The organism is Enemella dayhoffiae, from assembly GCF_002250625.1.
GTDB lineage: Bacteria > Actinomycetota > Actinomycetes > Propionibacteriales > Propionibacteriaceae > Enemella > Enemella dayhoffiae.
The window spans coordinates 1-12828 of the sequence record NZ_NMVQ01000008.1 but is presented as its reverse complement, the minus strand read 5'-3'; the positions used below and the strand labels follow the sequence as shown (position 1 = coordinate 12828).

15 protein-coding genes are annotated in these 12828 nt (G+C 69.4%); 9 read left to right on the top strand and 6 right to left on the bottom strand.

The window, feature by feature from the left end; all coding sequences use genetic code 11:
- The first annotated feature begins 25 nt into the window (after nucleotides 1-25).
- The 3 genes from CGZ93_RS06340 (at nucleotide 26) to CGZ93_RS06330 (ending at nucleotide 3344) form a co-directional block, all read left to right on the top strand.
- On the top strand, nucleotides 26-799 hold the full coding sequence (locus CGZ93_RS06340) for a hypothetical protein (RefSeq protein WP_094363311.1): 774 nt from the start codon (nucleotides 26-28) through the stop codon (nucleotides 797-799).
- A 76-nt stretch (nucleotides 800-875) separates the two neighbouring features.
- A complete protein-coding gene (locus CGZ93_RS06335; protein WP_094363390.1) occupies nucleotides 876-2633 on the top strand; it encodes a proline--tRNA ligase in 1758 nt (585 codons plus the stop codon).
- A 99-nt stretch (nucleotides 2634-2732) separates the two neighbouring features.
- Nucleotides 2733-3344: an arsenate-mycothiol transferase ArsC gene (locus CGZ93_RS06330; protein ID WP_176451655.1), complete on the top strand. Its 612-nt coding sequence runs from the start codon at nucleotides 2733-2735 to the stop codon at nucleotides 3342-3344.
- A 9-nt stretch (nucleotides 3345-3353) separates the two neighbouring features.
- Here the strand turns inward: CGZ93_RS06330 and CGZ93_RS06325 are convergent, their stop codons facing one another.
- Nucleotides 3354-4070: a dienelactone hydrolase family protein gene (locus CGZ93_RS06325; RefSeq protein WP_094363309.1), complete on the bottom strand. Its 717-nt coding sequence runs from the start codon at nucleotides 4068-4070 to the stop codon at nucleotides 3354-3356.
- Between the two features lie 97 nt (nucleotides 4071-4167).
- Here CGZ93_RS06325 and CGZ93_RS06320 point away from each other — a divergent pair, with 97 nt between their 5' ends.
- Entirely contained in the window at nucleotides 4168-5184 is a 1017-nt protein-coding gene (locus CGZ93_RS06320) for an aldo/keto reductase (protein ID WP_094363308.1), read from the top strand.
- An 83-nt stretch (nucleotides 5185-5267) separates the two neighbouring features.
- Nucleotides 5268-5582: a TSUP family transporter gene (locus CGZ93_RS06315; protein WP_094363307.1), complete on the top strand. Its 315-nt coding sequence runs from the start codon at nucleotides 5268-5270 to the stop codon at nucleotides 5580-5582.
- Here CGZ93_RS06315 and CGZ93_RS06310 read toward each other — a convergent pair.
- The 3 genes from CGZ93_RS06310 to CGZ93_RS06300 form a co-directional block, all read right to left on the bottom strand.
- Complete coding sequence (locus CGZ93_RS06310) at nucleotides 5546-5914, bottom strand: DUF427 domain-containing protein (RefSeq protein WP_094363306.1); 369 nt, start codon at nucleotides 5912-5914, stop codon at nucleotides 5546-5548. The two genes, CGZ93_RS06315 and CGZ93_RS06310, sit on opposite strands and share 37 nt — an antisense overlap.
- A gap of 307 nt (nucleotides 5915-6221) precedes the next feature.
- Nucleotides 6222-7544: an HNH endonuclease signature motif containing protein gene (locus tag CGZ93_RS06305; RefSeq protein WP_094363305.1), complete on the bottom strand. Its 1323-nt coding sequence runs from the start codon at nucleotides 7542-7544 to the stop codon at nucleotides 6222-6224.
- Between the two features lie 344 nt (nucleotides 7545-7888).
- On the bottom strand, nucleotides 7889-8905 hold the full coding sequence (locus CGZ93_RS06300) for a DUF4439 domain-containing protein (protein WP_094363304.1): 1017 nt from the start codon (nucleotides 8903-8905) through the stop codon (nucleotides 7889-7891).
- Nucleotides 8906-9040: 135 nt separating this feature from the next.
- Between CGZ93_RS06300 and rimP the strand changes: the two genes are divergently transcribed.
- Nucleotides 9041-9553 carry a ribosome maturation factor RimP gene (rimP, locus tag CGZ93_RS06295; RefSeq protein WP_094363303.1) on the top strand — a complete coding sequence of 171 codons (513 nt, stop codon included), beginning with the start codon at nucleotides 9041-9043 and terminating at the stop codon, nucleotides 9551-9553.
- A complete protein-coding gene (gene nusA / locus CGZ93_RS06290) occupies nucleotides 9553-10536 on the top strand; it encodes a transcription termination factor NusA (RefSeq protein ID WP_094363389.1) in 984 nt (327 codons plus the stop codon). The genes rimP and nusA overlap by 1 nt, the downstream gene beginning before the upstream one ends.
- 8 nt (nucleotides 10537-10544) lie before the next feature.
- Here nusA and CGZ93_RS06285 read toward each other — a convergent pair whose 3' ends face one another.
- Nucleotides 10545-11246 (bottom strand): M50 family metallopeptidase, encoded by a 702-nt coding sequence (locus CGZ93_RS06285; protein WP_094363302.1) that lies wholly within the window; start codon nucleotides 11244-11246, stop codon nucleotides 10545-10547.
- A 39-nt stretch (nucleotides 11247-11285) separates the two neighbouring features.
- Nucleotides 11286-11840, bottom strand: a complete 555-nt coding sequence (locus CGZ93_RS06280; RefSeq protein ID WP_094363301.1) for a hypothetical protein — start codon at nucleotides 11838-11840, stop codon at nucleotides 11286-11288.
- A 142-nt stretch (nucleotides 11841-11982) separates the two neighbouring features.
- On the opposite strand from CGZ93_RS06280, the gene CGZ93_RS06275 reads away from it, so the two are divergent.
- A complete protein-coding gene (locus CGZ93_RS06275; RefSeq protein WP_094363300.1) occupies nucleotides 11983-12261 on the top strand; it encodes a YlxR family protein in 279 nt (92 codons plus the stop codon).
- A gap of 175 nt (nucleotides 12262-12436) precedes the next feature.
- Nucleotides 12437-12828, top strand: a 392-nt coding sequence (locus CGZ93_RS06270; RefSeq protein ID WP_176451654.1) for a translation initiation factor IF-2 N-terminal domain-containing protein, incomplete at its 3' end; no start/stop codon positions are given.

Genomic DNA, 12828 nt, shown 5'->3' with positions numbered 1-12828 from the left:
CCCTTGCCCGGACGCTAGGCTGGCGATGACCGGAACGAGCCTGGAGGAGGGAACCGTGCCCGCGACCGCCGATTTCGTGGTGTGCCTGTATCGACCGACCCACAACATCGAGCGCATGGTGCGGTTTCTGGAGGTGTTGGGTCTGCACCAGACGGTCCGGCGCGACGTCGACGGCGCCGCCTTCGTCTGGGGCCGCGGGGGGATGATCGCGCTCTTCCCGGTGGAGGGAGCGGCTCGTCCTGGCCGCAGTGAGCTCACTCTGGAGACCGCCGACCTGGACGTCGCGGAGGAGCAGCTGCGGGTGGCGGGCATGACCACGCGCAGGATCCACGACTCCGACTTCCCCGGGATCTCGGTAACCGCGCCGGATGGCCGCTCGATGTGGGTCGCCGAGAGCTTCCGCGATCCGGACGACCAGGGGGCGGACTATCCCCACCGGGCCATCGACGTGCTCGCCCTGCACCACGCCAGCAACACCGATGACGCGGTGGGTTTCTTCGAACTCTTCGGCTTCCGGCCCCAGGCCCGCGGGGACAACCTGTGGCTGATCATGTTCGCCAACGCCGAGAGCGGGGCCATTGCGATCGAGGGCCGCGGCGGGATCGCCGAGCAGGGGCCGATCATGGTGCAGCTCGGGCTGCGCACCGAGGAGCCGCTGGCCGAGGTCGCCGCCCGGCTGGCGGCCGCCGGCCACCCGGTCGGGGAGGTCACCGAGCTGGGCGGGTTCCCGTTCCTTGCCGTGACCGACCCCGACCAGATCACCCTGGGCATCTTTCAGGTCGGTCCCGAGGTCCCCTGACGATAGGGTGCCGGGGTCGGCGTACGCGACGCCGCAGCAGTCGAGTGAGGGAGTGCCCGTGAGCCAGTTGGCGCGGATGTCGAAGTTGTTCGTCCGGACCCTGCGGGAGGACCCGGCGGACGCGGAGGTCCCGAGCCACCGGTGGTTGGTCCGGGCCGGTTACATCCGCCGGGTGGCGCCGGGCATCTATTCCTGGCTGCCGCTGGGGCTCGCCGTGCTGCAGCGGGTCGAGCAGATCGTCCGCCAGGAGATGGACGCGATCGGCGCGCAGGAGGTGCGCTTCCCGGCACTGCTGCCGCGAGAACCCTATGAGGCAACGAATCGCTGGACCGAATATGGAGCCAACCTGTTCCGGTTGCAGGACCGCCGGGAGAACGATCTGCTGCTCGGGCCCACCCACGAGGAGATGTTCACCCTGCTGGTGAAGGACCTCTACTCCTCCTACAAGGACCTGCCGCTGGCGCTCTATCAGGTCCAGACGAAGTATCGCGACGAGGCGCGGCCGCGGGCGGGGCTGCTGCGCGGGCGCGAGTTCGTGATGAAGGACTCCTATTCGTTCGACGTCGACGACGCCGGGCTGGAGGAGAGCTACCAGCGGCATCGTGAGGCGTACATCAAGATCTTCGACCGGCTCGGTTTCGACTACGTGATCGTGCAGGCCACCTCGGGGGCGATGGGCGGCTCGGCCTCCGAGGAATTCCTTGCCGTGGCGGCAAATGGCGAGGACACCTTCGTGCGGTCGCCGGGCGGGTACGCCGCGAACGTCGAGGCGGTTCGGGTGGCAGCACCGGATGCGATCGACTTCGCCGATCTGCCGGCCGCCCACGTCGAGAACACCCCGGACACGCCCACCATCGACACCCTGGTCGCCGTGGCGCGCGAGAAGTTCCCCGACCGCGACTATGCGGCGAGCGACACCCTGAAGAACGTCGTGTTCCTGCTGCGCCACCCCGACGGGCGGACCGAGCCGCTCGCGATCGGGCTGCCGGGGGATCGGGAGGTCGACGCGAAGCGGTTGGAGGCGGCGGTCGAGCCGGCCGTGGTGGAGGCCTTCGGTGGGACCGAATTCGCCCGCTTTCCGCAACTGGTCAAGGGTTACATCGGGCCGCAGGCACTCGGGGTCGGTGACGCGGAGGGCGAAGCGGCGGCCGTAAGGGTGCGCTACCTGGTCGACCCCCGGGTCGTGCCCGGCACGAGCTGGGTGACCGGCGCCAACGAGCCGGGCAAGCACGTCTTCGACCTGGTCTGCGGCCGCGATTTCACCCCCGACGGAGTGCTGGACGTGGCGGAGATCCGCCCCGGTGATCCGGCTCCCGACGGTTCCGGTCCGCTCGAGTTGGCCCGCGGGATCGAGATGGGCCACATCTTCCAGCTCGGCCGCAAATATGCCGACGCCCTCGGCCTGAAGGTGCTGGACGCCAACGGCAAGCAGGCCACGGTCACGATGGGTTCCTACGGCATCGGGGTGTCTCGGGCGGTGGCCGCCGTGGCCGAGTCGACCTGCGACGACAAGGGCCTGTGCTGGCCGCGAGAGCTGGCACCCTTCGACGTGCACGTGCTCGCCACGGGCAAGGGCGATGAGATCCTGGCGAAGGCCACCGAGATCGCAGAATCTCTGACGCAGCAGGGAATTCGGGTGCTGCTCGACGATCGAAAGGCATCCCCGGGGGTGAAGTTCGCCGACGCCGAGATCATGGGCATGCCCACCTCGGTGGTGGTGGGACGGGGCCTGGCCGAGGGTGTGGTCGAGTTGCGCGATCGGCGTACCGGTGAGAAGCGTGAGTTGCCGGTGGACGACTGCGTGACGCAGATCGTGGCAGAGTTCCAACGCTGACGGTCCAGCCGGTGTCCATATTGACAGATGTCGATGCAGCCACCAGAGTTGGTGGCACCAGATAGATGGATGTCGATATGGGGGCTGGCCGTGGGACAAATGCAGCGGAACGATTTCGAGCCCGCCCTGGTGGCGGACCTGACCTACGCCTACGAGGGCATCTTCTCGCCCGAGACGATCGCGCAGGTCGTGCGCGAGGCCACCGATCTGCTGGAGCCTCGGGCCACCGTCGTGCAGTTTCTGCCGGTTCTGGTGGGTCGGCAGGCGCGTGAGCAGCTGATGGCGATCGCCCAGGCGGAGGGCCGGGTGGCGAAGAGGGTGCCGGAGTTGTTGTTCGTGTGCGTGCAGAACGCAGGGCGGTCCCAGCTGGCGGCGGCACTTGCCGAGCATCTTTCGGCTCGGCGGGTGCACGTACGCTCCGCGGGGTCTGCACCCGCGGACGAGATCAACCCGCAGGTGGTCCAGGTGCTGGCAGAACGCGGGATCCCGTTGACCACGGCCTACCCCAAGCCGCTGTCGGACAGCGTCGTGCGAGCGGCCGACGTGATCATCACCATGGGGTGCGGTGACGCCTGTCCGGTCTATCCCGGGAAGCGCTATCAGGACTGGAATGTCGCCGACCCGGCGGGGAAGTCACTGGGGGCGGTGCGGGACATCCGCGACGACATCCAGGAGCGCGTCACCGCACTGTTGCGTGAGGTGCTGGGCTGAGTCTTCCGCTCAGCTCTTGGTGGCGAGGTACCGGCTGAAGAAGGTATCGATCCGGCCCCAGGCGTGAGCCGCCGACTCGGGATGCGGGCCCACGTGTGCGATCCGCATCAGCGCCGTGGGCAGCGGACCGTTCGAGGCGTCGTTGAGGAACGAATGCCCGGCCTCGGCATATTCCCGAACATCGTGGGGCGCTCCGTGGTCGGCCAACGCCTGAGCCAGCTGCTGCGCGGCCCCCTTGAACCCGGCATCCTTACCGCCGTAACTGGCCACGATCGGGCAGGCACCCTTGAGCACCGCCAGGTCCTTGGGGAGCATGCCGTAGTTCGGGGCGGCGACGGCGTACTCGCCCCGACCGGCCAGCACCAGCGCGAAACCACCACCCATGCAGAACCCGATCACCCCGACCTTGCCGGTGCAGTCCTCGGAGTCCAACAGCCACCGCCGCGCCGCCTCGATGTCGGCGAAGGCGCGCCCCTGTTGCTTGGTCATCGCGGCCATCACCCCACGGATGCAGCGCAGTCCGCCGCCGTCGCTGAACAGATCGGGGGCGATCGCGAGGTAACCGAGCGAGGCGAGATGGTCGGCCTGACGGCGGACGACATCGTCCAGACCCCAGGCTTCGTGGATGACCACGACACCCGGCCAGGGGCCTCGTGTGCTCGGTCGGGCGACGTACGCGGAGAGTCCGGTGGAGGTCTCCGGACCGGTCAGGGCGACGGTGCTCATGTGAGCCAGCCTCGCACGCGCTCCGCGGGCTGGTCCCCCCCGGGTGACCGTCGCCCCGGGGCGTACCGTTCGGGATGGACGACACCGAAGGAGAGCCATGACCATCGACCTTGCCCCCGGACTCACCACCTCGCCGATCGGCTTCGGCTGCATGGCGCTGTCGCACATCTATGGCGGCGACGCCAACGACGAACAGGCCCGAGCCACCCTCACCGAGGCGCTGGAGGCGGGCATCACCTTCCTCGACACCGCCGACGTCTACGGCAATCCGCACCCCGACACCGACGGGCCGGCCGGGACCAACGAGGAGATGCTCGCCCCGTTCCTGGCCGAACACCGCGACCGGCTCCAGCTGGCCACGAAGTTCGGCATCGCCGGTGCGATCTCGGGTGACCAGCGTGCGGTGAACGGCGACCCGGCGTACGTCCGCAGCGCCTGTGAGGCGTCCCTGCGACGGCTCGGGGTCGAGGTGATCGACCTGTACTACCAGCACCGCCCTGACCCAGACGTACCGGTGGAGGACACGGTGGGGGCGATGGCCGAACTCGTCACCGCGGGCAAGGTGCGCCACCTGGGCCTGTCGGAGGTGACCGCGGACGAGCTGCGGCGCGCGTACGCGGTGCACCCGATCGCGGCGGTGCAGAGCGAGTGGAGCGTGTGGTCGCGCGACGTCGAGGCGCAGGTGGTGCCGACCTGTGCCGAGCTGGGCGTCGGATTCGTGCCCTATTCGCCGCTGGGGCGGGGCTTCTTGACCGGGACGCTGACCCGCGAGCAGGTGGCGGGCGACCTGCGCGGCAGCACCTCCCGGATGGGGGAGAACTGGGACGCCAACCAGGCGGCACTGGCCGTTGCGACCGAGGTGGCCGAGCGGGTCGGCGCGACCAACTCTCAGGTGGTGCTGGCGTGGCTGTTCGCCAAGGGTCGGGAGTACCGGCTGCCGGTGGTACCGATCCCTGGCTCGCGGCGGCCGCAGCGGATGATCGAGAACCTGGCGGCGTACGAGTTGCAGCTGGGAGCGGCGGATCTGGAGCGGCTGGACGGCATCACCGACCTGGTGCAGGGGACCCGCAACATCATCGCCGATCCCAATTGGATCAGCTCCGGACGGGAATGACGCCGATGAGGGGTTCGTGCTCCCGCTGCTGATCGACCTCCCCCTGCCGTGGTACGCCCTGCTCGCGCTGATGGGGGCAGCCCCTGGTCGCGGGCTGGGTGGACGCGGTGGTCGGCGGCGGGGGGCTGGTCCGGCTGCCCAGCCTGTTGCTTGCGTTGCCCGCAGACACTCCCACCGGGCAGGTGCTGGGCACCAACAAGTTGTCCTCGGTCGCCGGGACCGTGGCGGCCACGGGGACCTATCTGCGGTCGGTGCGGATCAACTGGTGGGCGGTGACACCGCTGGTGGTGTGCTCCGCGGTCGGGTCGACCTTCGGGGCGTACGCTGCGCGGCTGATTCCGCGGGCGTACCTGACCGCCGGTCAGGTCGAACTGCTGATGTCGACCCGGTCCGGATAGAACGCCAGATGCCCGCGGATGGCCTCCACGGCGGGCCAGGGGTCCTCATAGCTCCAGGCGACTTGGTCGATCCGCTCGTCGCCGTCGGCCAGGTCGAAGTAGGCGGCGTCGCCCTTGTAGGGGCAGTGCGTCGTGTGCTCACTGCGGGTGAGAACACTCTGGTCGACGTCGGCGCGTGGGATGTAGATCACGACCGGATAGCCCGCCTCGGCCAGCCTGAGCGCCGCGGTGGAACGGGCGATCGTTCGGCCCTTTCGGGTCACCACAACGGGACCATCGAGTGGCAACACGGTGATCGGGTGCTCCGGGCCGGGTTCGAGGTGATCTCTCATGTCACGAGTGAAGCACGGATCACTCGTCCGGCACCGCCTTTCCACGGAAGGGTGACTCGGTGCCCGAGTAGGCCGCTTGCGGGTGTCGTTTACGTTGCCCGAGTAGGCCGCTTGCGGCCGTGTCGAGGGCAGGGGTGTTCCTCTCGACGCGCGGCCCATTGCTGCGCTTCGCTGTGCATGGTCCGCTACTCGAGGAACGTGTGGTCTCGTTCCCCGAGTAGTCGGGCATGTGGTCGCCTTTACGTTGCCCGAGTAGCAGGGCATGCGCAGCGCAGCGGAGCAATGACCTGCGTGTCGAGGGCAGAGTTCACCCTGCGCGGGGTTGGTGGGCGCGGGTGTGTCGGCGGGGTCGGCGTTCGCCGTCGAAAAGGGTGGGTGGGATGAAGATGGGGAGTCCGTCGTCGGCTATTCGGACCATCCAGCGCTGGGGGTTGTCGGCATCCCAGGCCCGGTCGGTGGCGGGTTCGACCATCCCGTGGTGATGCGGGCACAACAAAACGAGATTCCACAGTTTGGTGGCCCCGTTGGCCCACCACGGTTGGACGTGGTGGGCGTGGCAGTCTTCGGGTGGCCGATCACAGCCGGGGAAGACGCAGCCTTGGTCGCGGGCGACGAGCGCCGCCCGGATCTCCGGGGTCACCAACCGTTGTGGGGTGCCGAGCTCCATCGGGATTCCGTTGCCGTTCATGATGATCGGCAGAATGTCCGCGTCACAGGCGAGCTGACGCAGATCGGTGGCACAGAGGTTCTCGCCGCACGAAACCTGGGCGGTACCGAGGCCGGTGCGCAGCGTCTCGATGTTCACCAGCACAGAAATCCGCGGCCGGTCGCCCCCATGCCTCGGTGCGTCACCGACTTTGGCGGCACGGCGGACGAGGATCATCAACGCGTCGGCCCGGGCCTGGGATCGGGTGGGTGGGATCGCGTCGGTGGCGGTGACCGGCTTCCACAGGGCACTTGTGTGCGCGTTGAGCAGGGCTGCGAGTTCTTCGCCGGCGACCAGTGGGAGTTTGCCGGAGAGGATGTAGGAGCCCATGTGGTCCGGGGACAGGGACAGTCGTCGGGTCTGTTCGGCATGGATCCGTTCGGCTTCGAGGCGGGCTGCTTCGGCGGCGTCGGCGCCGTCGGGGTCGATGGTCTGCCAGATGTGCAGGGCGAGTCCGCGCAGATCGTCGGGGGCGAACGCGGCGGCGAACTTGACCATCATTTCCTGCGCCTGGTCGAGGGCTTCGGTGCAGAGGGTGTCGGGCAGATTCTTCAACCCCGCCAGCATTCCACGAACCTGATCTCCGGACAGCCCTCCGGTTTCGGCGGCTGCGGCAATCAGCGGGAACCGAGTGTGGACGGTGGTGGCTTCGCGGACGAGACGGTTGGCCTGGCGGCCGGAATGGCGGTGCCAGCGGGTCAGGTAGGTGGCGGTTGAGCACAGATGGGTTCGTTCGGCGGCTTCGCGGCGTTCGGCGTCGGCGATGAGCCGGGAGCGGGCGGCTTCGGTGGCCGCGACCAGCGCATCCACGCTGTCCAGGCAGGCCAGGATTTCTGTGTCGGTGAGCAAATGCAGCTCATCGAGTTCGGGCAGCATCGATGCCGCGGTGATCACCGGCGGGGTTTCGATGACTGTGCTGGACATGGTTCTAGTACATCAGGGGGGTCTGACAGTCTTGCCCCGAAAACGGCCGGAATCGCTGTCTCCACGAAAAAAGTTTGAAAAACTTTGGTCACTTGAGTCACACGCTTCGGCTTTCCCCTCGACACGGCCGCAGGCGGCCTACTCGGGGAACGGGGAGACGGCCGCAGGCGGCCTACTCGGGGACCGTGGTGCACCCGCCTTGAACGTTCCGCGTGTCGAGAGGAACGCCAGTCCAGTAGGATTTCCCCTCGACACGCCAGGAATTGCTCCGCTTCGCTGCGCATTCCCGGCTACTCGGGGAACGTGGGGCTTCGCTGCGCTTGCCCGGCCACTCGGGAACGGGGCTACAGCGGCCAGCCGGGCCAGATCGGCAGCGGCCCACCCCAGCCGAGCGACACTCGGACCGATTCCTCCAACGTCTGCTGGGCGAGCCGGCGGTTCTCCGGGTCGGTGGCCGCGGCCACCCAGCTCCCGGCGAAGGGGGCGAACGCCCCCTCCATCCGCGCCAGCAGTTCCCGTGCCGTGCCCGCATCGCGGGGTTGCACCGGCAGGGCGTACGCCGCCTCGGCCGCCGGCGCGGTCTGGCCGCGGCCGCGGATGAGCGCTGTCAGGTCGCCGCGCAGCGTACGCCGGGCCCCCAGCAGCTCGGTGGCCCGCTGCGCCTCCGGACGCGGCAGGAACGCGATCGCCACCTGATAGCCATAGACCAATGCGTGCACCTGGCGCAGCAGCTGCTGCGGGGCCTCGACCTCGGTCATCGGGGCGAGCGGGTGGTTGGGGGTGCTCGGTGGGGCGGGCCGGCCCGGATCGCCGGGCAGCGCGATCCCGGCGCCGATGGCGTACGCCGTCAACGAGCCCCACAGCAGCGCCGTGGTGCCCGAACTCGCCAGCGCCGATTCGCGATAGAGCCCGACGCAGCGTCCCAGCAGATCGGTGATCGTGCGCACCGCCTGCGCGCGGTCGCCCGGGAGTCTCAGCGAGGGCGTCGGCATCGGCCGCGGGCTCCATCGGGCGTCGGGTGTCGGCACGGCCGTCGGGCGTTCATTGGGGCGTACGCCGACGAGGGCGATCAGGTGCGCCTTGTGGCCAGCGGCCAACCAGCCCGCAATCGTCCCCTGACCCGCCGGCAGACCGAGCGCGGCGGCACTCTGGTTCAGCTGTCCACACAGGGCGGCCAACTCCGACTCGCTGCCGATCGCCAGCTGCTGACCCGGAATCGTCGGCAACGGGCTGGGCGAAGGCTGCGGGGGCGGCGTACTGGGCCCACCCACCACCCGAGGATCGCTCACCATGCACCCGGTCAGTGCGAGCAGCGACCCGCCGGCCACGGCGAGAAAACCGCGGCGGTCGGTGGTACTCACGGGCAGCGACGCTACCGCACGGGGCGCGGTGGTCCGGGCGGCGCGCGGAGCATGGGTATGCTGGCCCGCACAATTGAGACCGACAATCGGATCGCGAGCCCTGGCACTGCCGGGAGCGCGCAGGGAGGTGAAGGCGTGAAGGAATCCCAGTTGGTTGCGCTGCTGACCCCGATCCTGGCCCAGCACGGCCTCGAACTGGACGCGTTGGACTCCGTGCCCGCCGGTAAGCGGCGGTTGCTGCGGGTCACCGTCGACGGAGACGGCCCCGCCGGACGCGGTCCCACCCTGGATGACATCTCCGAGGCCACCCGCGACATCTCCGCTGCCCTCGACGAGTCCGATGCGGTCGGCCCCTCCGCGTACACCCTCGAGGTGTCCAGCCGCGGGGTCGGTCGTCCGCTGACCGAACCGCGGCACTGGCGACGCAACACCGGGCGCCTGGTCCGGATCACCCCGCACGAGGGCGAGCCGGTGACCGGTCGGATCACCTCCAGCGACGACGACGGGGTCACCCTGACCGTGGTGACCGATCCCAAGAAGCAGACGACCGAGGACCAGACCTGGGCGTACGCCGACCTCGCCAAGGCGCTGATCCAGGTCGAACTGAACCGCAAGAACGAGAGCGACGACGAAGAAGGGGACGAGTGATGGACATCGACATGGCGGTGCTGCGCACCATCGAGAAGGACAAGGAGATCCCGCTCGACGCCCTGGTGACCGCACTCGAAGAAGCGCTGCTCAACGCCTATGACAAGACCGAGCATCCCGTCCCCGGATCCCGGGTCGAGCTGAACCGCAAGACCGGCCGGGTGCAGGTGCTCGCCCCCGAACTGGACGAGGAGGGCAACAAGGTCGGCGAATACGACGACACCCCCGCCGACTTCGGCCGGGTCGCCGCCGCCACCGCCCGCCAGGTCATCTTCCAGCGGCTGCGCGACGCCGAGGACGAACGCAAATACGGCCACTTCGCCGCCAGCGAGGGTGACATCGTCGCCGGAGTGGTGCAGCAGGACCGCGACGCCCGCACCGTCCGGGTCGACCTGGGCAGCCTGGAGGCGATCATGCCGCAGGCCGAACAGGTACCCGGCGAGGACTACAGCCACGGAAAGCGGCTGCGGGTCTATGTGGTGTCGGTCCGCAAGGAGGTACGCGGCCCCCAGGTCGTCGTCTCACGGACCCACCCCGGGCTGGTGGAGAAGCTGTTCGCCCTCGAGGTCCCCGAGATCGAGCAGGGCGTGGTGCAGATCAAGGCGGTCGCCCGCGAATCCGGCCACCGCACCAAGATCGCAGTCCGCTCGACCGACCCCAACGTGTCCGCCAAGGGCGCCTGCATCGGTCCGATGGGCCAGCGGGTCCGCGCGGTGATGCACGAGTTGAACGAGGAGAAGATCGACATCATCGACTGGTCGGAGGACCCGGCGAAGTTCGTCGGTCAGGCGCTCTCGCCGGCCAAGGTGAGCAAGGTGACCGTGGTCGATGAGAACCTGCGTGCCGCACGCGTGATCGTGCCGGATTATCAACTGTCGTTGGCGATCGGCCGCGAGGGGCAGAACGCCCGATTGGCCGCCCGGCTCACCGGTTGGCGGATCGACATCCGTCCCGACACCGACCCGGGAGACACCCCGACCTGAGCCGGGACTCAGCGGCCGAGCACCCCCGGCGCGAGGACGGCGACCCCACCGACGAGGCAGGCGACGGTGAGGACACCGAACAGGAAGGTCCACACCGGCGTCGGGATGCCGGTGGTGCGAGCGAGTTGCGCCGAGTCGGAGGTACGCCCACCGCGCGTTGCCAACTCGAACACCGGCCGAGGAGCGGACAGCAGCAGGGTCCAGGTGACCAGGTACGCCAACCAGGACTGGTGCAGCGGGGCGAGGTACCACGACGCCGCGCCAACCCCCAGCAGCGCCACCACCATCACCAGCAGGCCGTAGAAGTTTCGGATCATCAGCAGCATCAGCGCCAGGGCCAGGGTGAGCAGCCACAGCATGGCCACCGCGTGGCCGGCCGCCAGCAGCCAGGCCGCGCCGAACCCGAGCAGCCCGGGCGCCGGATAACCGGAGGCCAGCGTGGCGACCATGCCCGGACCGTGCGGTCGGCCCCGGGACAGGGTCAGCCCGGAGGTGTCGGAGTGCAGCCGGATACCGGTCAACCGGCGCCCGGTCAGCACCGCGACCAGGGCGTGGCCGCCCTCGTGGGCGATCGTCACCCCCATCCGGGTCGCCGGCCAGACGGCGATGACCAGGGCCAGCGCCACCAGGCCGAGGATCGCCACCGTGGACGCCGCCGGGACCGGCTGTTCCGCGAGGGCGCGCTGCCACAGGTGCTGCCACAGATTCATCGCCTCGAGGGTAGCCGGGTCCCGGCGGATCGCCGCGGATCAGCGGCCCTTGCCGCAATTGGGGATCACCCCGGCGTCGGCGGCCTTCTGCACCGCGTCGGCCTCGGCCTGGGTGAGCTTGCCGTCCTTGACGGCCTGGTCGAGCTTCGCCTTGAAGTCGGCGGTGCGCTGGGCGTCGGCGGCGGTGCGGATCTCGTCGAGCGCCGCCTTCACCTTCGCCTCGTCGACGCCGAGCTTCTCGGCCAGACTCTTGGCGAGGTCGGCGTCGCGGGTCGCCGGGTCGGGGCGGGCACTCGGCGTCGCACCCGGAGTGGCGGTGCCCGACGGCTTCCGCTCGTCGTGCACGGACCTCAGGGCGTCCGACACCTTGGTCTGGTCGACCCCCAGCTTCTGGGCCAGCTGCTGGGCGAGCTGGCCGTCGCGATCACCCATCCGGCCCTGCTTGTCGCCGGGGGTGCCGGACTGGCCGGCGCTGGTGCCCGGGGTGGGGGTGGCGCTGGGATCTGCGAATGCGGTCGCCGCCGCGCCGATGCCCACGCCGGTCAGGGCGAGGCCGGTGAACACCGCGCCGGCAATCTTCGTCTTCGTCTGCATCTGTTCCTCACTGTGTCGATGACTTGGTCGATCGGTTCGTCCGGTCTCGGACATCCACCATTGGAGGGCGGCAGCTTGGGCGGCCGGTCGGAACACCCTGTGCCGGGACTGTGCGTGGCTGTGAGGCAGTAGGCTGCCCGGGATGGGCGAACGAGGCGGGCCGACCCGCACCTGTGTGGGCTGCCGGGGGCAGGCGTCCCAGGCCGAACTGCTGCGGGTGATCCTGCGCGACGGGGCGGTCTTCCCGGATCCGCAGCGCCGCCTGGGCGGTCGTGGGGCCTACCTGCATCCCGACCCGACCTGCATCGAGAACGCGATCCGGCGGCGTACGCTCACCCGCGCGCTCCGCGGCGCTGTCAGCGCACCCCCTGACACGGCCCAGCTGGTGGCCGCTTATGCGAAGTCGCGACAAAAGGCATAGACTGTAGGGCGTCCCTGAGCCGGTCACGGCGTAGGGCGGTCCAGCGCCCGACCGAAATTGGTCGGGCACGATCAGAAGGTGGGCTGACGCTCATGACCACTCGATGAGTACCCAGCAATGAGCATGCAACACAACTAGCTGGTCCGCACCAAAGATGCGGACCTGAAGGAGAGTAGTGGCCAAGGTCCGCGTCTACGAGCTCGCGAAGGAGCTCGGACTCGAAAGCAAGCAAGTACTGAAAACCCTGAACGACATGGGGGAGTTCGTCCGCTCGGCGTCCTCGACGATCGAGGCCCCGGTTGTGCGCCGATTGCGCGACCGGCTGGAGTCGGACAAGGCGGCCCCCGCGAAGCCTGCGAAGAAGGCGGCCGCCAAGCCGTCCACGCCGGCCGCGAAGCCCGCCGAGACGGCTTCGGCACCCGCTGCCGCCACCCCCGCGAGCCCCGCGAAGGCGGCGCCATCGGCCCCGAAGCCCGCGCCCGCCACCCGGGCCCCGAAGCCCTCGAGCTCGGCCCCGACCCGCGGCCCCCGGCCCACGCCGCGGATGCCGAAGGCGGCCGGTGGCCC